Consider the following 17,532-nt stretch of genomic DNA (forward strand, 5'->3'; position numbering starts at 1 on the left):
TCCCACCCACGGATCTCAAACGTCCCTCGCGGGAGGACACGTGAAATATGACCCCCCGATCGTCGTCACGGGCCTGATGGGGGCGGGCAAGTCGTCCGTCGCCCGGATTCTGGCCCGCGAGCTCGGCCGGCCGCTGCGGGACAGCGATCCCGACCTCGCCGCCCGGTACGGCGGCGCGACGGCGGCCGAGACCGCCGCCCGGGAGGGCGTGGGCGTGCTCCACGAGCGGGAGGCCAGGCATCTGCGCGAGGCCCTCGCTGAGCGGCCCTCGGTGGTGACGGCCGCCGCGGCCAGCGTGGTGGAGAACCCCGCCTGCCGCCGGGCGCTGGTCCCGGCGCTGGTGGTCTGGCTGGACGCCCCGCCCGCCGTGCTCGCCGTGCGGATGCTGTCGAGCGGGCACCGCCCGCACTTCGAGCCGGACCTCACGGCCATGCTCACCGAACAGCGCGCGGTACGGGGGCCGTTGTTCGCCGAGGTCGCGGACCTGACGTTCGACGTCTCGGCGCTGACCGCCGACGAGGTCGCCGCCCGGGTGCTCGCCTCGCTCGAAGGCCGCTGACCCGCCGGGCCGGACCGGCCGCCGGACGCGCCGTCGAATGCACCGCCCGACGCGCCGTCGAATGCACCGCCGGGCGGTCACCGGCCGAGCAGTGCCAGCATCCGCTGGATCTGCGCCGTACGGGACGCCTCGATCCGCCCCGCCAGCGCCCGCACCTCGGGATTCACCCCGTTCATCGCCTCCAGCCTGGCCAGCTGGATCGCGTCGTCCTGCTGGGCGATCACCATGTTGAGGAACCTGCGCTCGAACTCGGCGGGCGGCGCGTCCGCGACGGAGCCGATCTCCGCCTCGGTCAGGCCCGGCATGCCGCCGTGGGCGGCGTGCTCGCCGGGGTCGGCGGTCAGGGGCCGCCCCCACGCTCTCAGCCACCCGGCCATCGTCGCGGTCTCCGCCTCCTGGGTGGTGGCGATGGCCGCCGCCAGGATCCTGACCTCCGGGCGGGCCGGCCGGTCGCGGGCGAGCCGTGCCAGCCGTACGCCCTGGCCGTTGTGCGGGCCCATCATCTGCAGGAACATCACGTCGACGGCGTCGACGTCCCCGGACGGGGTGGTCACCGGAGCGGCCGCCGGAGTGGACACGGCGGCGTTCCCCCCGCCGTGCGCCCCGTGGCCCGGGCCGGTGCCGTAGAACTCGTGGGCGTCGGTACCGCACCCGGCGAGCAGGGCGGCGCACAGGGCGAGGCCCGGCACGGCCCAGGCGATGCGCTTCACGGGAGACCTCCTCGGCGAGGGCTACGGCGGGCCGGGACGGCGTGGCGTCCCGGCCCGCCGGCGGATCAGGCGCGGGTCCAGAGCGAGGAGGCGTTCGGCGGCTCCCAGCCCGGCAGGGAGGTGTGCGCCTGCAGGCACCGGTAGGCCAGGCCGCCGTAGGTGACGCGCGCGCCCACCGCGTAGGCGGTGTTCGCCTTCCACTCGTCACCGGGCTGCGGCGTGGTGGTCGCCGTCGGGGTGGCGGTGGGCGTCGCCGTGGGGGTCGCGGTGGGGGTCACGGTCGGCGTGGGCGTCGGGGTGGGCGTGGTCCCCCCGCCGAAGTCCACGTCGGAGCAGGTGTAGAACGCCTCGGTGCTGCCGACCACCCGCTGCCAGATCGAGTAGATGAGCTGGCGGCCGGTCCGCTGCGGGAGGTTGATGGTCCAGTTGGTGAACGTGGTCGGGTTCTGGTTGGTGAAGGTCTTGATGGGCTCCAGGTCCGACCAGCGCAGCGGCTGCGTCGGGTTCCAGCTCTGCTTGGTGATGTAGAACTCGAAGTTGCTGTTCGAGTGCGGCGCGGTCGCGTGGTAGGTGATCGTCAGCGGGCCCGGGGAGACTCGCGTGGCGGGCCAGTCGGCCCGGGCCAGGTCCAGGCCCCGGTACTTGTCGCGTCCGGCGCTGCACAGCTTGCCGTCCGGGATGATCGCGCGGTGGTTGCCCCCGGCCTCCAGCCGCGAGACCTCGTGCCAGTCGTAGAACGCCTGGGTGCCGCCGGCGGCGATGGCGGCCTTGCAGGCGTCCGACTTCGGCGTCTCCGGACCCTCCAGGTGGCAGACGTAGGCGCGGCTGGGCGGGTTCGACATGGAGCCGTGGGCGGCCGCCGGGGTGGAGGGCAGCAGGACGACCAGGGACGTGACGATGAGCGCGGCGGCGCCGGCGGCCGCCTTGTGTCGCAGGAGCACGTGGACTCCTCCTTCGGGGAATGGAGGCGGGCATGTCCAACGGCCGACGGATAGCACGTTATTAAAAGTAAACCTTACTAACAATTAGTATCACCGCGCCAGCCATTCCCACGTGTTCCCCGCGGCTCCCTCGGCTCCCGCCCGGCGGCATCGTCCCCGCTCGGCCGCGGCGCCGGTCCGCGTGATGGCGCTCGCCGCTGGAACACCCGTCGATGACGAAAGCCCAGGCCGGATGATCCGTCCTGGGCTTTCCCGTCGGTGCGCCGCCAGGGACTCGAACCCCGGACCCGCTGATTAAGAGTCAGCTGCTCTAACCAACTGAGCTAGCGGCGCTTGCGACGGACGTAACTGTAGCAGCAGCCACGGGGCCAACGCACATCAACCGGGCGGGGACGGGCGGTACGGCCCGCCGTGCGGATGACCCCGCGAAAGAACCCGGGACCCGCCGCACAGAGCCGGACCTTCGGCGGACGGAGGCCGGACGAAGGCCGGACGAAGACCGGACGGAGGCCGGACGGTTCCCCGGCCCCCGACGAGCGGCCCCGTGAAAGAGCCGGGGCCCGGCGGTCAGACGACCGCCGGGCCCCGGCAGAGCGGAGGCCGGACAGCCCCCCAACCGTCCGGCCTCCCATCGGCCGGGTGGGCAGTCCCCCAACTACCCGAACCCAGCCTCCTCGCGGGCCCTTCCTTCGTCTCCCCCAAGACTCGGGCGGCTCCGCTCGGGGACGCGATCCCCCTCGCGTCCTTATCCGGTGAAAAGTCTCTGCAACGCTCCCCCCGGGCTTCGCAGAACCCCTTGACCTGCTACAACAGTACAGAACCGAACGTAAGAAGCACGTCATACGCGGGTTGTTTTTGGACCTACATCCACGCTTGACCCGGTATAGCCGAACGGGTCCGTCCGCCCCCCGCGGCGGACCCGGACAACCGCAGGAAAGCCCCCGCGGGCCCGGGGATCCCGGGTGCGGAGACGGCGTGGGGAGCGCCCGTCAGGCGGGCAGTTCGAGGACGACCTCGCTCTTCTCCCGCAGCGCCCGGCTCACCGTGCAGTATTTGTCCTCGACGCGCCGGGCCACCGCGCGGAAGACCTCGTCGGCCTTCTCGTCGCCCTCGGGCAGCTCCACGTCGTAGGTGATGGTGATCGGCCCGAGCAGCGTCGGCTCGACCTTCTCCGCCTGGACGGTCATGGCCAGCCGGACCAGGCGGTGTCCGCGCTGGGCGGTGAGCGGCTCCACGGTGACGATGTTGCAGCCGCCGAGGGCCGCGAGCAGCAGCTCGACCGGGGTGAAGACCCCCTGCTCGTCGGCGCCGCCCATGGCGACCTCCGCCCCGCGATCGTTGCGGGCCACGAACCCGTCGTCGGTCCGCTCCACTCTCACCTGCGCCATGGCGCACCTCCCCGGCTACGCCGCTCACCCTATCGAAACGGGCCGGGCTCCGGGCTCCGGGCCCCGGACCGGGACCCGGAGCCCGAGCCCCGGGCCCCGGGCCCGGAGCCTGTTCTGCGGACCGTCCCGCCTGGCGCGGGGACCCGCGGAACGGAACCTATGCCTCGGGGTGCCTGGCCAGGTACTCGATGTAGAACGGGCGCAGCGCCTCCCCCAGCTCGCCCTCGCCGGCGGCCACCGCGTCGCTGAGCAGGGCCGAGACCCGGCTGAGCTCGTTGGCCGTCTCCTCCTCGTTGCCCGTGGACGCCTCCGCCGCGGGGATCATCTTGAGCAGCTCCCACAGGAACGCGAGGTCCCCGTGGTGAACCGCGTAGCGGACTGCGCGGTCGTGCAGTTCCTGGGCCGGCAGCGCCTCCAACTCGTCCGTTTCCAACCGTCCCACCTCCTCACCGCGCCTTCTGCCCTCCGATCGCGCTGATCATGCGTGGTCGGCCGCCAACCGGACGATCATCTTGCCGACGTTGGCGCCGCCCAGCATGTCGATGAAGGCCCGGGGCGCGTTCTCCAGGCCGTCGACGACCGTCTCCTGGAAGGTGATCCGGCCCTCGGCGAGCCACGGCGCCACCTCGGCGAGCATGTCGCCCATGCGGCCGGCGTGGTCGCCGGCGATGAACCCGCGCAGGGTGAGCCGCCTGCCCACGGCGAGGAAGAGGTTGCGCGGCCCCGGCGGCGGCTCGGGGGCGTTGTAGACGGAGATCGCCCCGCACATCGCGACCCTGCCGTACGTCCGGAGCGCGCCGATGGCGGCCTCCAGGTGGTCGCCGCCGACGTTGTCGAAGTAGACGTCGATGCCGTCGGGGGCCGCCCGCGCCAGCAGGTCGTGGACCCGGCCCTTCTTGTAGTTGAAGGCGTCGTCGAACCCGAGCTCATCGATCAGGTAGGCGACCTTCTCGTCCGAGCCCGCGCTGCCCACCACCCGGGAGGCGCCCTTGAGACGGGCGATCTGCCCGACCAGGCTGCCCACGGCCCCCGCCGCGCCGGAGACGAACACCGCGTCTCCCTCCTTGAAGGAGGCGATGTCGAGGAGACCGGCGTAGGCGGTGAGGCCCGGCATGCCGAGCACACCGAGGTAGGCCGACAGCGGTATCCCCCGCAACCGGTCGATCCGGCGGGCCTGCCCGGCGTCGAGGACGGCGTGCTCACGCCAGCCGTACCCGTGCAGGACGAGGTCGCCGGGCGCCAGGGCGGCGACCCGCGAGTCCACGACCTCGCCGACCGCGCCGCCCTCCAGGGCCTTGCCGAGCTCGAACGGCGGGACGTAGGACTCGCCCTCGTTCATCCGGCCCCGCATGTAAGGGTCGACGCTCATGAAGAGGTTGCGGACGAGGACCTGGCCGTCGCGGACGTCGGGCGGCCCGGCGTCGGCCATCTCGAAGTCGTCCTCGGTCGGCCACCCCGAGGGCCGCGAGGCGAGCCGGATCTCACGGAACATCGTGCCGCCCGCGAACCGCGGACCGTCGGACGTCTGGTCTGCCATGGTGAAGCCCCCTCGGCCTTCCTGCTCCTTCGCCGGAGGCGTTCTGCGTCCGGCGCACGGGACCATCCCCACATCCGGGCGGATCTCTCATCCCTGTGACCGAACACACCGCCCCCGACCTGCGGCGACGACCGTACGGCGTGGCCCCGCGAGGCGCCGCCCCCTCCGGGGGACGCCCCGTCCCGGGAGGCCGCGCGACCTCCGTACGGCACCGCCGCCGCGGCCGGGCGCCGCCGGAGTCCCGCGGGAACCTCGTCGTGGTGACGGGGTCGTGACCGCCGTCGCGGGTGCGGAGTGGCTAGGGTCCGGGTAGGCCCGCGCGGCGGGTCTACCGTCCGTCCGACTCTCCTGCGAGGATGCCCAGGCGTGAGAATCATCATCAAGATCGTGGCCGTGGCGGCCGCCCTGTGGGTGGCCACCCAGCTCGTGCACGGCATCACGGTGTCCGCGTCCACCACCGCCGGAGAGGTCGGCACGCTGCTCGCGGTCGCCCTGGTGTTCGGCGTCATCAACACGGTCCTCAAGCCGATCATCAAGACCGTCGGCTGTGCCTTCTACGTGCTCACCCTCGGGCTGTTCGCCCTGGTGGTGAACGCCGGCCTGCTGCTGCTCACGAGCTGGATCGCCAAGCAGTTCCACCTGGCCTTCCACGTGAGCGGGTTCTGGGCGGCGTTCTGGGGCGCGATCATCATCGGCCTGGTGAGCTGGCTGCTGGACCTGGTGTTCGGCGACTGAGCGACCCGCGCCGCCGGGCGGGGCTCAGCCGACCGAGCCCCGCTCGCGGAGCTGCGGGGACTGGACGATGCGCCGGTGACGGGTCTCGCCGTCCGCCGCGTCCACGACCGCGCCGACGGCCGCCCGGACGATGCGGTCGATGTCCCAGTCGACGGTGGTCAGCGGCGGAGTGAGCAGCCCCGACATCGGGTGGTCGTCGTAGCCCATCACCGAGACGTCGAGCGGGATGCGCAGGCCGTCCGCGACGGAGGCGGCGTAGACGCCGTAGGCGATCGAGTCGGAGAAGCAGAAGAACGCCCGGTGCCCGGTGGCGAGCGCGCCCCGGGCGACGCCGGTGGCGGCGGCCGGAGACTGGGGCGCGGTGATCACCTCGATGTCCAGCGCCAGCCGTTCGGCCTCGGCCAGGACGTGCACGTCGGCGGGGCGGTCGGGGGTGCTGGCCCGGGTGGGGGTGAGGACCGCCAGCCGCCGGTGTCCCCGGTCGCGCAGGTGCTCCAGCGCCAGGGTGACCCCCGCGCGGTTGTCGAAGACGACCTCACCCGCCGTACGGGCCCCGGCCAGCGCGTCGCCGATCGACACCACCGGCAGGCTCTCGCACAGCTCGGCCCAGAACGGCGCGGCCGGGTCGACCGGCTGCACGATCAGGGCGTCCACCCGCTGGTCCCGGAGCTGCCGGGCCAGTGTGCGCTCCCGCGCCGGGTCTCCCACGGCGTCGAGGATCAGCGCGTAGCGGTCGTTGTCCTTCAGCGCCCGGCCGATGCCGACGGCCAGGGCCTGCTGCCAGAGGTCCTCCAGGGATCCGCAGAGCAGGCCGATCATCCCGGTCCGGCCGCTGGCCAGCGCGCGGGCGATGGGATCGGCCTCGTAGCCGAGCTCGGCGGCGGCCCGCCGTACCCGCTCGATGGTCTCTCCGGACACCTGCATCCCGCGCAGCGCGTACGAGACCGAGGCCGGGGACAGTCCGGTGGCCTTCGCCACCTCACGTATCGTCGCTCGTTTCCGTGGCTGGGGCACCAGCCCAGGGTATGCCGCGGTCCGCCGCGGCAGGCGTCTCCCGCGCGGTATTCCGGAGTTTCACCGCGTCGCCGGGACCGGCCGGGCCCGATGGCGCCGCGCCGGAGCAGGTGATCGCCGTGGGTCGGCGGAAGCGGCCCGGCCGGGCGGTCCGGCGGCGGCCCGACACGCCATCGCAAGGTCGAGGATGCGGCCCACCCAATTACCTGTATTCTAGGTAGGAAATAACAGAAGGGAGGGCCTGATGGCCGTCGACGTGCACCAGCACCTCTGGACGCCCGCGTTCACCGACGCGCTCCGGCGCCGTACGGCCGCGCCGCGTCTCGACGGCTGGACCCTCCACCTGGACGGCGAGCCCCCCTACGAGGTGAATCCCGCCGACCACGACCCGGCCGCGCGCCTGGCCGCCGACCCCGGCCTCGACCTGGCGCTGGTGTCGCTGTCCAGCCCGCTCGGCGTGGAGTCGCTGCCGCCCGGGGACGCCTGGCCGATCATCGACGCGTACCACGAGGACGCTCTGGCCCTGCCCGCGCCCTTCGGCGCCTGGGCCGCGACCTGCCTGAGCGACATCGACCCCGGCGCGCTCGCCGGCGCCCTCGACCGGGGGCTGGCCGGGCTCCAGCTGCCCGCCACGGCCGTGGGGTGCGCCGCCGGCCTGGCGCGGGTCGCCCCGCTGCTCGACGTGCTCGCCGAGCGGGACCTGCCGCTCTTCGTGCACCCGGGCCCGGCCGTGCCCGCCGTACCCGGGGCCGGGCCCGGAGCACCCGCCGGGATCGCGACCGGTGTGGAGGCCCCCGCCCGGCCGGCGGCCGGCTCCGGGGCGCCCGCCGCACCCGGGTGGTGGCCGGCCGTCGTGCCGTACGTGCAGCAGATGCACGCCGCCTGGTTCGCCTTCGCCGCCTTCGGCCGTCCCCGCCACCCCGGCCTGCGCGTCTGCTTCGCGCTGCTGGCGGGCCTGGCGCCGCTCCACTCCGAGCGGCTGGCCCGCCGGGGCGGCGGCGGCCGGGGAGAGGTGGACCGCGACGTGTTCCTTGAGACCTCCTCCTACGGCCCGCGCGCCATCGACGCGATCGTGCGTGAGCTCGGCATCGACGTGGTGGTCAACGGCTCCGACCGTCCCTACGCCGAAGCCCCGGACCCCGCGCTCGGCGACGCCGCCCGGCACGCCGTCACGGTGGTCAATCCCAACCGCCTGCTGAACCGGAAGGAGCCCGGAAGATGAACCAGGTGATCACCCCGGCCCGGGAGCGGCACGCGCTCCCCGAGGGGCCGGACACGGGCGGCGCGGGCTACGACAGCCTGCCCGCGCGCCCCCTCGACCGGCGCGAGCTGCGCGCCCTGGTCGAGGAGCTGGCCGCCGACCCGTCCCGGTGGGAGGGCGATGTGGACTTCCCCGCCGAGGGGGGCCGCCACTACGCCTCGCTGCACCGCGACTCGCACGTCGACGTCTGGCTGCTGTGCTGGCGGCCCGGGGACGACACCGGCTGGCACGACCACGACATCTCCTCCGGGGCCGTCCGGGTGGTGGCCGGGGCGCTGCGGGAGTCCAACCCCAGGATCGGCGGGGAGCACGTGGAGACGCTGGTCACCGCCGGGCAGTCGTTCTCGTTCGGCCCCGACCACATCCACCGGCTGAGCGGGGCGGCGGAGGGCAGCGTGTCGATCCACGCCTACTCCCCGCCGCTGTGGCGTCTCGGCCAGTACTCGATCGACGAGGGCGGGGTCATGCGCCGCGTCTCGGTCAGCTACGCCGACGAGCTGCGGCCCGTGGACCCGGCGGAGGAACTGCCGGACGCGCCGGTCGGCGAGGCCGCCCTCGCCTGACGGAGCCGCCCCTCGGTCCGGGGCGGCCGTCCCCGGCCGGCGGGACGGCCGCCCGGAGCCCGGCGGGGCCGCCCTCGCCTAGTGGGGACCGCCGCTTCCGCCCGTTCCGCCTTTCCGGCCGCCCGCGGGGCGGGTGGCCATGACCGCGTGCTCCTCCTCCTCTTGCTCGCGGTACTCCTCGTGGCTCTCCTCCAGCGGCACCTTCTCGCCGCCGTAGGCCCGGCTCATCCTGGCGCGGAGCCTGCCGAACCGGCCGCGCAGCTCCTCGGGCGGGATCTCGCCGTGGCCGTTCCCGTGGCCGTCGCCGAGCCCGGGCAGCATCGGGACCGGCGCCTTGCCGCGGATCCGGTCCTCGAGGTCCGGGGTCGGCGGGGCGTGCACCTCGATGTACTCGCCGTCGGGCAGCCGCTTGATGACGCCGGCCTCCACGCCGTGGGCGAGGACCTGTGCGTCCCTGTGCTGCAGGCCCAGGCAGATCCGGTAGGTGATGACGTACGCCAGGAACGGCCCCAGGAAGACCAGGACGCGGCCGACGTAGATCAGCGCGTTCATCGAGAGATGGAAGTGCGCGGCGATCACGTCGTTGGCGGCGCTCAGCCACAGGACGCCGTAGAAGGTGACCGCCGCCATGCCGATCGAGGTGCGGTGCGGGTTGTTGCGGGGCCGGTCGGCGACGTGGTGCTCGCTGCGGTCGCCGGTGACCCACTGCTCCATGAACGGGTAGAGGGCCAGGCCCAGCGTGATGAGCAGGATCGGGCCCAGTGCCGCGACCAGCACGCCCAGCGCCAGCGTGTAGCCGGTGAAGTCGGCCTCCCAGCCGACCATCAGCCGGAGCGCGCCGTCCAGGAACCCCATGTAGAAGTCGGGCTGGGTGCCGGCCGAGATGTTCGCCGGGGTGTACGGGCCGAACAGCCAGATCGGGTTGATCTGCGCGAGGCCGCCCAGCAGCGCGACGACGGCGAAGGTGAACATGAAGTACGCGCCCGACTTGATCATGAAGGCCGGCCAGAGCGGCGAGCCCACCACGTTCATGTTCGTGCGGCCCTTGCCCGGCATCTGGGTGTGCTTCTGCACCCACATCAGGATCAGGTGGCCGGTGATCAAGGCCAGCAGCAGGGCCGGGATGAGCAGGATGTGCAGTGAGTAGAACCGGGCGATGATGTCACTGCCCGGGAACTCTCCGCCGAAGATCAGGAAGGTCATCCAGGTGCCCACGATCGGAATCATCTGGGCGATCCCCGCGGTGATCCGCAGGCCGGCGCCGGACAGCAGGTCGTCCGGCAGGGAGTAGCCGGTCAGGCCCTCGACGAGGGTGATCAGCAGCAGGGCGACGCCGATCAGCCAGTTCAGCTCGCGTGGCTTGCGGTAGGCGCCGGTGAAGAACACGCGGAGCATGTGGATCATCAGGCCGCCGATGAACAGCAGGGCGGCCCAGTGGTGCATCTGCCGCATCAGCAGGCCGCCGCGCACGTCGAAGCTGATGTCCAGCGTCGAGGCGTACGCCTCGGACATCATGACGCCCCTGAGCGGCTCGTAGGAGCCGGTGTAGGTGACCTCCTGCATGCTGGGTTTGAAGAAGAACGTCAGGAACGTGCCGGTCAGCAGCAGGATGACGAACGTGTAGAGGGCGATCTCCCCCAGAAGGAAAGACCAGTGGTCAGGAAAGATCTTCCGCATGTTCCGCCGGAGGAAGTTTCCCGCGCCCAGACGATCGTCCAGGAAACTGCTCGTGCTCGCTATGGGCTTCGGAACGGTTCCGCTGCTCACGCGTGGCCTCCGTTCTCAGGGCCCCGGCTCCGGCGCGGTCTGGCGCCCGATGGCCGGACCGGGATGTACGGCGAAGCACGCCGTCGCCGACCAGGTCCTTCCATCATCCACAGCGGGTTACAAGCGAATGTAAAGACAGAAGCCCACAAATAGGAATGAAAGCCCTGAAACTTATTCACCGGGTGGGCGGTGGCCACCGGCCGGACCATCCGCACGGCGGGCGGCGGCACGGCCTTTATCGCCCTTTTAACCTGCGTCGTTATCCTTTCGGAGGGCGCGACGACGAGCCGTCGCCCCGATGACAACGTTGTCGGCGAGGAGTTCCTGGGTGATGATCGGGCCGTGACAGACAGTGTGCGCGGACGGCCCACCATGAAGGACGTCGCGACGGCGGCCGGGGTGGCGCTCAAGACCGTCTCCCGGGTCGTCAACGAGGAGCCGGGCGTCACCCCGGCCACCGCCCGGCGGGTCCTGGCCGCCATCGAACGGCTCGGTTACCGGCGCAACGAGAGCGCCCGGCTGCTCCGCCGGGGACGGACCGCGACCATCGGCCTGGTGATCGAGGACGTGGGCGACCCGTTCTACTCCGGGATGGGTCGCGCGGTGGAGCAGGTCGCGCTCGCGCACGGCTCGCTGATGTTCAGCGGCTCCTCCGGCGAGGACCCCCGGCGCGAGCGCGACCTCCTCCTCGCCTTCTGCGCCCGCCGGGTGGACGGGCTGGTCATCGTGCCCGCCGGTCCCGACCACGGTTATCTCCGCCCCGAGCTCGACGCGGGCGTCGCCGCCGTCTTCGCCGACCGGCCGGGCGGCCTCGACGCCGACACCGTGCTCTGCGCCAACGCCGCCGGCGCGTACGCCGGGGTGACCCACCTGCTCCGGCACGGCCACCGCCGGGTCGCGTTCCTCGGCGACGACCCGGCCATCTTCACCGCCGCCGAACGTCTCGCCGGCTACCGCCGCGCACTCGCCGACGCGGGGCTCGGCGCCGACGCGTCGCTGGTCGCGATGGGGCCGCCGGAGCGGGCCGGGGCGGCGCTGTCGGCGATGCTCGCGGGCGGCGACCCGCCCACGGCCGTGTTCACCGGCAACAGCCGGATCACCGTGGCCGTGCTGCGCGCCGGCCACCGGCCGCCCCTGGTCGCCTTCGACGACTTCGAGCTGGCCGACCTGCTGACGCCCGGCGTGACCGTGGTGGCCCAGGACCCGATGGGGCTGGGCCGTACCGCCGCGGAGTTGCTGTTCGAGCGGATCGCGGGCGGGCGGGGGCCGCCCCGCCGGATCGAGCTGCCGACCCGGCTCGTCCCCCGCGGCTCCGGCGAGCTGCCGCCCGCGCCCGGTACGGCGGGTCCCGGGCTCAGGTGACGGTCAGGCGGGTCCCGGGCTCAGGTGACGGCGGAGCGCGAGCGAGCAGCCGATGACCGCGAGCCCGGCCAGGGCGATCGCCAGGTGCGGGGCGGTCGCCTCGGCCACCGCGCCCGCCAGGGCGGCGGCCAGGGCCTGTCCGGTCATCACCCCCGCGCCCGCCAGGCCGAACGCCTGCCCGGCGACCGCTTCGGGCACCGCCGCCACGAACCGGCGTTGCAGCCCGAGCGCGTAGGAGCCGCCGGCCACCGTGGCGAGGAGGATGAGGAGCGCGGCCGCCGCGAGCCCCGGCCGGAGGACGAAGCCGAGCAGCGGAACGCCCGCCAGGACCGCGAGCGGCAACGCCAGCCGCTCCCGGCCGGACGGGGAGGCCAGCCGCCCCACGGCGAGGTTGCCCGCCGCCAGCCCGGCCGAGGCGGCGGCGAGCGCCACGCCGGCCGTGCCGCCGAGGTAGGGGATGAGCACCGCCTCGGCCCCCGTCAGGAACGACACCGGCAGCCACTGGGCGAGCAGCAGCCCGCGCACCCGCGGGTCCGCCAGCAGCACCCGGTTGACGCGCAGCGTCTCCCGCACGGTCCCGCCGCCCGCGCCCCGGGTCCGCGCGCCCGCCCCGCCCGCACCCGGGCCCCGGACCCGCGCGCCGGCCTCGCCCTCGCCCTCGTCCTCGCCCGCGCCCCGGGCCGGTACGTCCGGCAGACCGAACCGGAGCAGCACGGCGGCCACGGCGGACAGTCCGGCGGTGGCGGCCAGCGCGCCCGCGGGACCGGTCGCGGCCAGCACCCCGCCGCCGGCCGCCAGCCCGGCGACCTGCCCGCCGGCGGCCGTCATCGACAGCACGGACCTGCCCAGCACGAACGTGTCCCCGGGCAGCAGCGCGGGCAGCAGGGCGTTGCGGGCCGCCATGAAGACCGGTGAGAACAGGCCGCCGGCCAGTACCAGCGCCAGCATCGCCCAGACGGAAAGCCCGGCGAAGGCCAGCAGCAGGCAGGTCACCGCCCGGACGAGCTCGCCGACGATCATCAGTGTGCGGGGCCGGACCCGGTCGGCCAGGGAGAGCAGGAACGTCCCGCCGACGATGTACGGCAGGAAGCCCAGCATGTAGGCCGCCGCCGACAGCCCGGGTGAACCGGTCCTCGCGTACACCAGCGCCGACAGGGCCAGCGCCTTGACCTGGTCCCCGGCGATCAGGAGTGCGAAGCTCGCGAACAGCGTCCGGAATTCGGCGACGGCGAAGAGCTCTTTGTAGGTGGCGGCCCTTTCCCGCGCGGTGATCGTCATGTCCGCCAGGGTGGGGCGTCCCGCCGCCGGGAGATAGGCTTTCGGAAATCGCCGAAAGATCGCCACCCGACCTGCCGTGCCGGGCGGCCGGGGAGACGTCGTGGCCATCAGGATCGAGGTCAGCCCGGGAGACGTCGTGGCCACCAGGTTCGCCGTCTCCCCGCTCATCGTCACCAAGCTCGCCCTGTGGGTGCTGTCCGGCAAGAAGCAGGCCGGGGTGTGGCGGGCCTGGGCGGACCGGGCGCGGGAACCGTACGGGAGGCTGCTGGCCGAGCGGCCGGGGCTCGGGGCGATGGTGACGCTGTTCCGCGACCGGCGCTACAACGTCGACTTCGCCGCGCCGCCGCCGGCCGGGGTGGACACCCCGTTCGAGGTGGAGATCGCGGCGGTGCGCGCGACCTCCGCGGCCCAGGCGCACCGGGAGATCGCCAGGAACCTGGACGGCATGCCCCGGCCGCCGGCCGCCGTGCTGGACGTGCTGTCCTCACCCGACGTGGTGACGCTCTTCGCCGACGCGCTCCAGGCGCTCTGGGAGGAGATCGTCGCCCCCGCCTGGCCGCGTTTCCACGCGATCCTGGAACGCGACGTGATCCAGCGGGCCGGCCGCCTGGCGACGTACGGCTGGGCGGCGGCGCTCGCCGACCTCAGCCCCCGGGTGCGCTGGCACCCCGACGGGGTGATCGAGGTCCGGGCGGAGAGCCCGGGCGAGACCCGCCGGCTCGACGGGCGCGGCCTGCTGTTCGTGCCCTCCCCCTTCCCGTCCGGGGTGGGCTCCTACCTGGAGGACGCCTGGCCGTACGCGATCTCCTACCCGGCGCGCGGGGCCGGGATCCCGCACGAGGTGCCGGACGGCCTGACCGGGCTGATCGGCCGGACCAGGGCGCGGGTCCTGCTGGAACTGGCCGTCCCGGCAACCACCAGCCATCTCGTCGCGCTGCTCGGCCTGGGGCTGGGCACCGTCGGCGACCATCTGGGCGCGCTGCGGCGCGCGGGCCTGGTGGCCCGGTGCCGCACCGGCCGCGCCGTGCTCTACCACCGCACGGCGCTCGGCGACGCGCTGGTCAGCCCTTCAGTGCCCCCGCCATGAGGCCCCGCATGAAGAACCGGCCCAGCAGGACGTAGACCACCATCGTGGGGATCGAGGCGAGCAGGGCCGCGGCCATCTGCTGGCTGTAGGGGACGGTCTGCGCCCCGGCGATGTTGTTGAGCATGACCGTGGTGGGCCAGCTCTGCGGCCCGGTGAGGAAGACGGCGAACAGGAAGTCGTTCCACATCGAGGTGAACTGCCAGATGACCACCACCGCGAACGCGGGCCCGGAGACCGGCAGCACCACCGACCGGTACGTCCGCAGCATCCCGGCGCCGTCCACCCGGGCCGCCTCGATCAGCTCCTCGGGGATGGTGACGTAGTAGTTGCGGAAGATCAGCGTGCAGATCGGGATGCCGTAGACCACGTGCGCGAGCAGCAGCCCGGGGATCGCGCCGTAGAAGACCCCCTGCGCCCCGGTGACGGCCTCGGTGATCTCGTTGAGCTTCACCAGGAGCTGGACCAGGGGGATCATGACGCCCTGGTAGGGGATGAACATCCCGAACAGCAGCAGGGTGAACAGCACGTCGGCGCCGGGGAAGCGCCACCTGGCCAGCACGTAGCCGTTCATCGAGCCCAGCACCGCCGAGATCAGCGCCCCCGGTACGGCCAGCAGCACGCTGTTGACGATGCCGGGGGCGAGCTTCTCCCACGCCACCCGCCACGGCTCGAACGTCCAGACCTCGGGCAGCGCCCAGGCCCGGCTCGGGTCGGCCTCGGTGAGCGGCTTGAAGCTGGTGACCAGCAGCACGTAGATCGGGATCAGGAAGACGACGAGGAAGGCGAGCAGCAGCGCCAGGCGCACGCCGCGCGCCCACCCCGCCCGGGTGCGCGCCCGCCCGCCGTCCCGCGCGTCCCGCACCGGGGGGACCGGGGCGGCCGGGGCGGCGGGGGTGGTCGCGGCCGTCATGATCGCTTCTCCCTGCGCAGGGACCAGATGAGGTAGGGGACGACGAAGACGCTCACCGCGAGCACGATGTAGGACGCGATGGCGGCGCCCTTGGCCGGGTCGTGGGAGTCGAAGACCGCGACCCACATGGAGATCGCGGGCACGTAGGTGACGATCTGCTTGCCGGAGACCGCGACGATGAGGTCGAAGACCTTCAGCGAGATGTGCCCGAGGATGATCAGCGCGGACAGCGTCACCGGGCGCAGCAGCGGCAGCACGACGTGCCGGTACACCTGCCACTCGGCGCAGCCGTCCACCCGGGCGGCCTCGCGCAGCTCCTCGGGGACGCCCCGGAAACCCGCCAGGAACAGTGCCATGACATATCCGGATATCTGCCAGATGGCGGGGATGGCCATGGCGGCCATCCCCCAGTCCTGGTCGCGGAACCATCCCCACTGCAGGACGTCCAGTCCCAGCCCGTCGAACAGCCGGTTCAGCCCGACGGCCCGCTCGTCCCGCGCGGAGTTCATCAGCCAGCGCCAGACCACCCCGGTCGCCACGAACGACACCGCCATCGGGAACAGGTAGACCGCCCGGAAGGTGCCCTCTCCCCTGATCCCCTTCTCCATGAGGAATGCCAGCAGCCAGCCCAGCGCCAGCGCCCCGAGCACGAAGACGGCGGTGAAGACGATCGCGTGGTGGACCGAGATCACCCACGGCTTCTGGCTCCACAGCGAGAAGAAGTTGTCCAGGCCGACGAAGGACCCCTCGGACACCTCGTCGTGCCTGTCGGTCATGGCCAGCCGGAAGTTCCAGCCGAGCATGCCGTACACGAAGACCCCGATGGCGACGAGCGACGGCATGACCAGCAGCAGGCCGGGCAGCCACCTGCGCACCCGCGTCATCCGGCACCTCCCGCGCCCCTCGACGGCGGCTTCCCGGCGGTCACTGGCCGGAGTTCTTGGCCGCCTCGGCCAGGGAGGACTGCAGGGCGGCCACGTCCTTGTCCTCGTGGAACAGGCCGACCGCCTCGTTGATCGCGGTCCGCCAGGCGTCGTTGACCACCACGCCGTGCTGGATGGACCCGGCGAGCTTGTTGCTCCCCCAGTCCTTCAGCGCGTCGGCGAGGTAGTCGGTGTAGAGGGAGGTGTCGGCGTCCTTCCGGGCCGGGATGGAGCCCTTCTTGGGGTTGAAGGCGTCCTGGCCCTCCTTGCTCGCGGCCACCTTCAGCCAGGCCACCGCACCGTCGCGGTTCGGCGCGCCCTTGGGGAGGGTGAAGCTGTCCGACAGCCACATGAACGTGCCGGCCGTTCCGGGCGAGGGCGCCCAGTCGAAGTCGGTCTTGGACTTCTTGCCCAGGCCGCCGTCCGGCGGGTTGTGGAAGTAGCCGTAGGCCCAGTCGCCCATGACGGTGAACGCGGCCTGGCCGTCGGCCACCTGCTTGGCGGCGGGCTGCCAGTCGTCGGCCGGGTCCCCGGCGTAGGACAGGACGGTCTTGAAGTCGTTGAGCGCCTTGGTCATGGCCGGGCCCGACCAGTCGGCGTTCGCGGTCCACAGGGCGTTGTAGGCGTCGGTGCCGAGCGAGCCGAGCAGCACGCTCTCCAGCAGGTGGACCATCGTCCACTCCGAGCCGATCGCCAGCGGCACCTTGCCCGCCTTCTTGACCTTGTCCAGGGCGGTGACGAACTCCGGGATCGTCTTCGGCACCTCGGCGACCCCCGCCTCCTTGAGCACGCCGGGGTTGAACCACATGACGTTGGAGCGGTGGATGTTCACCGGGACGGAGTAGATGTCGCCCCGCACGCTGATCTGGTCGATGAGCTGCTGCGGGAAGACCTCCTTGAGCTTGAGCTCGTCGTAGAGGAAGTTGACCGGCTCCAGCTGCCCCGCCTTGATGTACCCCTGCAACTCGGCGCCGGCGTGGCCCTGGAAGGTGTCCGGCGGGTCCCCGGCCTGCAGCTTGGTGGTCAGCAGGGCGCGCGCCTTGTCGCCGGACCCGCCCGCCACGGCCGCGTCGAAGAACTCCAGACCGGCGTTGTTCTTCTGGAAGATCTCCCGCATGGCCTTCAGGCCGTCGGCCTCGCCGGGGCCGGTCCACCAGGAGAAGACCTCGACCTTCTTCTCTCCTCCGCCGCCCTGCGTGCCCTGCGCCGCGCCGCCGCCGTCACCGCCGCAGGCGGTCAGGGTGAGCAGGCCCGCCACGGTGGCCGCGACGGCCGCCATCAATCGTCGTCGCACAGTTTCCCGTCCCTCCGGAATCAATCCGACAGAATCACCGAGAGATATGACAACGTTGTCAGCAAGGCAATCAACCCCACCGGATCGCGTCAAGGCATGCGCGCACAACCCGCGGATAACGTCTGTGCATCCCCGCCCCGGAAAAGGGTGTGGGGGCCCCGCCCCGCCGCGGGACCCCCACCAGGCGCGCCTCAGAGGCCGCG

17 protein-coding genes and 1 tRNA gene are annotated in these 17,532 nt (G+C 72.8%); 6 read left to right on the plus strand and 12 right to left on the minus strand.

The window, feature by feature from the left end:
- Window positions 1–40 precede the first annotated feature (40 nt).
- A complete protein-coding gene (locus ACQP10_RS30920; RefSeq protein WP_346019306.1) occupies window positions 41–559 on the plus strand; it encodes a shikimate kinase in 519 nt (172 codons plus the stop codon).
- Window positions 560–636: 77 nt separating this feature from the next.
- Here ACQP10_RS30920 and ACQP10_RS30925 read toward each other — a convergent pair whose 3' ends face one another.
- From ACQP10_RS30925 to ACQP10_RS30950, 6 genes are all read right to left on the minus strand, one after another.
- Complete coding sequence (locus tag ACQP10_RS30925) at window positions 637–1,269, minus strand: DUF305 domain-containing protein (RefSeq protein ID WP_433540201.1); 633 nt, start codon at window positions 1,267–1,269, stop codon at window positions 637–639.
- A gap of 65 nt (window positions 1,270–1,334) precedes the next feature.
- Window positions 1,335–2,210 (minus strand): lytic polysaccharide monooxygenase, encoded by an 876-nt coding sequence (locus ACQP10_RS30930; protein WP_433540202.1) that lies wholly within the window; start codon window positions 2,208–2,210, stop codon window positions 1,335–1,337.
- Between the two features lie 259 nt (window positions 2,211–2,469).
- Window positions 2,470–2,543 (minus strand) — tRNA-Lys (locus tag ACQP10_RS30935).
- Between the two features lie 656 nt (window positions 2,544–3,199).
- Complete coding sequence (locus ACQP10_RS30940) at window positions 3,200–3,598, minus strand: OsmC family protein (protein ID WP_179824698.1); 399 nt, start codon at window positions 3,596–3,598, stop codon at window positions 3,200–3,202.
- 157 nt (window positions 3,599–3,755) lie between these two features.
- Window positions 3,756–4,040 (minus strand): hypothetical protein, encoded by a 285-nt coding sequence (locus ACQP10_RS30945; RefSeq protein WP_346019303.1) that lies wholly within the window; start codon window positions 4,038–4,040, stop codon window positions 3,756–3,758.
- 36 nt (window positions 4,041–4,076) lie between these two features.
- Window positions 4,077–5,135: an NADP-dependent oxidoreductase gene (locus tag ACQP10_RS30950; RefSeq protein WP_346019302.1), complete on the minus strand. Its 1,059-nt coding sequence runs from the start codon at window positions 5,133–5,135 to the stop codon at window positions 4,077–4,079.
- 366 nt (window positions 5,136–5,501) lie between these two features.
- On the opposite strand from ACQP10_RS30950, the gene ACQP10_RS30955 reads away from it, so the two are divergent.
- Window positions 5,502–5,870 carry a phage holin family protein gene (locus ACQP10_RS30955; protein ID WP_179824705.1) on the plus strand — a complete coding sequence of 123 codons (369 nt, stop codon included), beginning with the start codon at window positions 5,502–5,504 and terminating at the stop codon, window positions 5,868–5,870.
- A 24-nt stretch (window positions 5,871–5,894) separates the two neighbouring features.
- Here the strand turns inward: ACQP10_RS30955 and ACQP10_RS30960 are convergent, their stop codons facing one another.
- The gene (locus ACQP10_RS30960; protein ID WP_346019301.1) at window positions 5,895–6,848 is read right to left on the minus strand and encodes a LacI family DNA-binding transcriptional regulator; all 954 of its coding nucleotides are present in this window, start codon (window positions 6,846–6,848) and stop codon (window positions 5,895–5,897) included.
- A 280-nt stretch (window positions 6,849–7,128) separates the two neighbouring features.
- On the opposite strand from ACQP10_RS30960, the gene ACQP10_RS30965 reads away from it, so the two are divergent.
- Complete coding sequence (locus tag ACQP10_RS30965; protein ID WP_433540203.1) at window positions 7,129–8,106, plus strand: amidohydrolase; 978 nt, start codon at window positions 7,129–7,131, stop codon at window positions 8,104–8,106.
- Window positions 8,103–8,708: a cysteine dioxygenase gene (locus ACQP10_RS30970; RefSeq protein WP_346019299.1), complete on the plus strand. Its 606-nt coding sequence runs from the start codon at window positions 8,103–8,105 to the stop codon at window positions 8,706–8,708. Before ACQP10_RS30965 ends, ACQP10_RS30970 begins: the two co-directional genes overlap by 4 nt.
- Before the next feature lie 78 nt (window positions 8,709–8,786).
- Here ACQP10_RS30970 and qcrB read toward each other — a convergent pair whose 3' ends face one another.
- Window positions 8,787–10,475 (minus strand): cytochrome bc1 complex cytochrome b subunit, encoded by a 1,689-nt coding sequence (gene qcrB, locus ACQP10_RS30975; protein WP_346019298.1) that lies wholly within the window; start codon window positions 10,473–10,475, stop codon window positions 8,787–8,789.
- 342 nt (window positions 10,476–10,817) lie between these two features.
- Between qcrB and ACQP10_RS30980 the strand changes: the two genes are divergently transcribed.
- Complete coding sequence (locus ACQP10_RS30980; protein WP_433540204.1) at window positions 10,818–11,837, plus strand: LacI family DNA-binding transcriptional regulator; 1,020 nt, start codon at window positions 10,818–10,820, stop codon at window positions 11,835–11,837.
- A 3-nt stretch (window positions 11,838–11,840) separates the two neighbouring features.
- Here the strand turns inward: ACQP10_RS30980 and ACQP10_RS30985 are convergent, their stop codons facing one another.
- Complete coding sequence (locus ACQP10_RS30985; protein WP_433540205.1) at window positions 11,841–13,115, minus strand: MFS transporter; 1,275 nt, start codon at window positions 13,113–13,115, stop codon at window positions 11,841–11,843.
- Window positions 13,116–13,215: 100 nt separating this feature from the next.
- On the opposite strand from ACQP10_RS30985, the gene ACQP10_RS30990 reads away from it, so the two are divergent.
- Complete coding sequence (locus ACQP10_RS30990) at window positions 13,216–14,202, plus strand: ArsR family transcriptional regulator (RefSeq protein WP_346019296.1); 987 nt, start codon at window positions 13,216–13,218, stop codon at window positions 14,200–14,202.
- On the opposite strand, the gene ACQP10_RS30995 is transcribed toward ACQP10_RS30990, so the two are convergent.
- Genes ACQP10_RS30995 through ACQP10_RS31005 form a run of 3 tightly spaced genes read right to left on the minus strand, consistent with a single transcriptional unit; the run spans window position 14,177 to window position 17,329 of the window.
- Entirely contained in the window at window positions 14,177–15,112 is a 936-nt protein-coding gene (locus ACQP10_RS30995; RefSeq protein ID WP_246424482.1) for a carbohydrate ABC transporter permease, read from the minus strand. The genes ACQP10_RS30990 and ACQP10_RS30995 overlap by 26 nt on opposite strands.
- Window positions 15,109–15,996 carry a carbohydrate ABC transporter permease gene (locus tag ACQP10_RS31000; RefSeq protein WP_433540206.1) on the minus strand — a complete coding sequence of 296 codons (888 nt, stop codon included), beginning with the start codon at window positions 15,994–15,996 and terminating at the stop codon, window positions 15,109–15,111. The genes ACQP10_RS30995 and ACQP10_RS31000 overlap by 4 nt, the downstream gene beginning before the upstream one ends.
- Before the next feature lie 40 nt (window positions 15,997–16,036).
- On the minus strand, window positions 16,037–17,329 hold the full coding sequence (locus ACQP10_RS31005; protein WP_179824718.1) for an ABC transporter substrate-binding protein: 1,293 nt from the start codon (window positions 17,327–17,329) through the stop codon (window positions 16,037–16,039).
- Between the last annotated feature and the right edge of the window lie 203 nt (window positions 17,330–17,532).

The sequence above is a fragment of the Streptosporangium sandarakinum genome, from assembly GCF_050942225.1.
Lineage (GTDB): Bacteria > Actinomycetota > Actinomycetes > Streptosporangiales > Streptosporangiaceae > Streptosporangium > Streptosporangium nondiastaticum.

What these genes read in the sequence shown, in the direction of transcription:
- ACQP10_RS30940 (WP_179824698.1), bottom strand. Translation starts at nt 3,598, where the DNA reads ATGGCGCAGGTGAGAGTGGAGCGGACCGACGACGGGTTCGTGGCCCGC.
- ACQP10_RS30950 (WP_346019302.1), bottom strand. Translation starts at nt 5,135, where the DNA reads ATGGCAGACCAGACGTCCGACGGTCCGCGGTTCGCGGGCGGCACGATG.
- ACQP10_RS30965 (WP_433540203.1), top strand. Translation starts at nt 7,129, where the DNA reads ATGGCCGTCGACGTGCACCAGCACCTCTGGACGCCCGCGTTCACCGAC.
- ACQP10_RS30970 (WP_346019299.1), top strand. Translation starts at nt 8,103, where the DNA reads ATGAACCAGGTGATCACCCCGGCCCGGGAGCGGCACGCGCTCCCCGAG.
- ACQP10_RS30985 (WP_433540205.1), bottom strand. Translation starts at nt 13,115, where the DNA reads ATGACGATCACCGCGCGGGAAAGGGCCGCCACCTACAAAGAGCTCTTC.
- ACQP10_RS30995 (WP_246424482.1), bottom strand. Translation starts at nt 15,112, where the DNA reads ATGACGGCCGCGACCACCCCCGCCGCCCCGGCCGCCCCGGTCCCCCCG.
- ACQP10_RS31000 (WP_433540206.1), bottom strand. Translation starts at nt 15,996, where the DNA reads ATGACGCGGGTGCGCAGGTGGCTGCCCGGCCTGCTGCTGGTCATGCCG.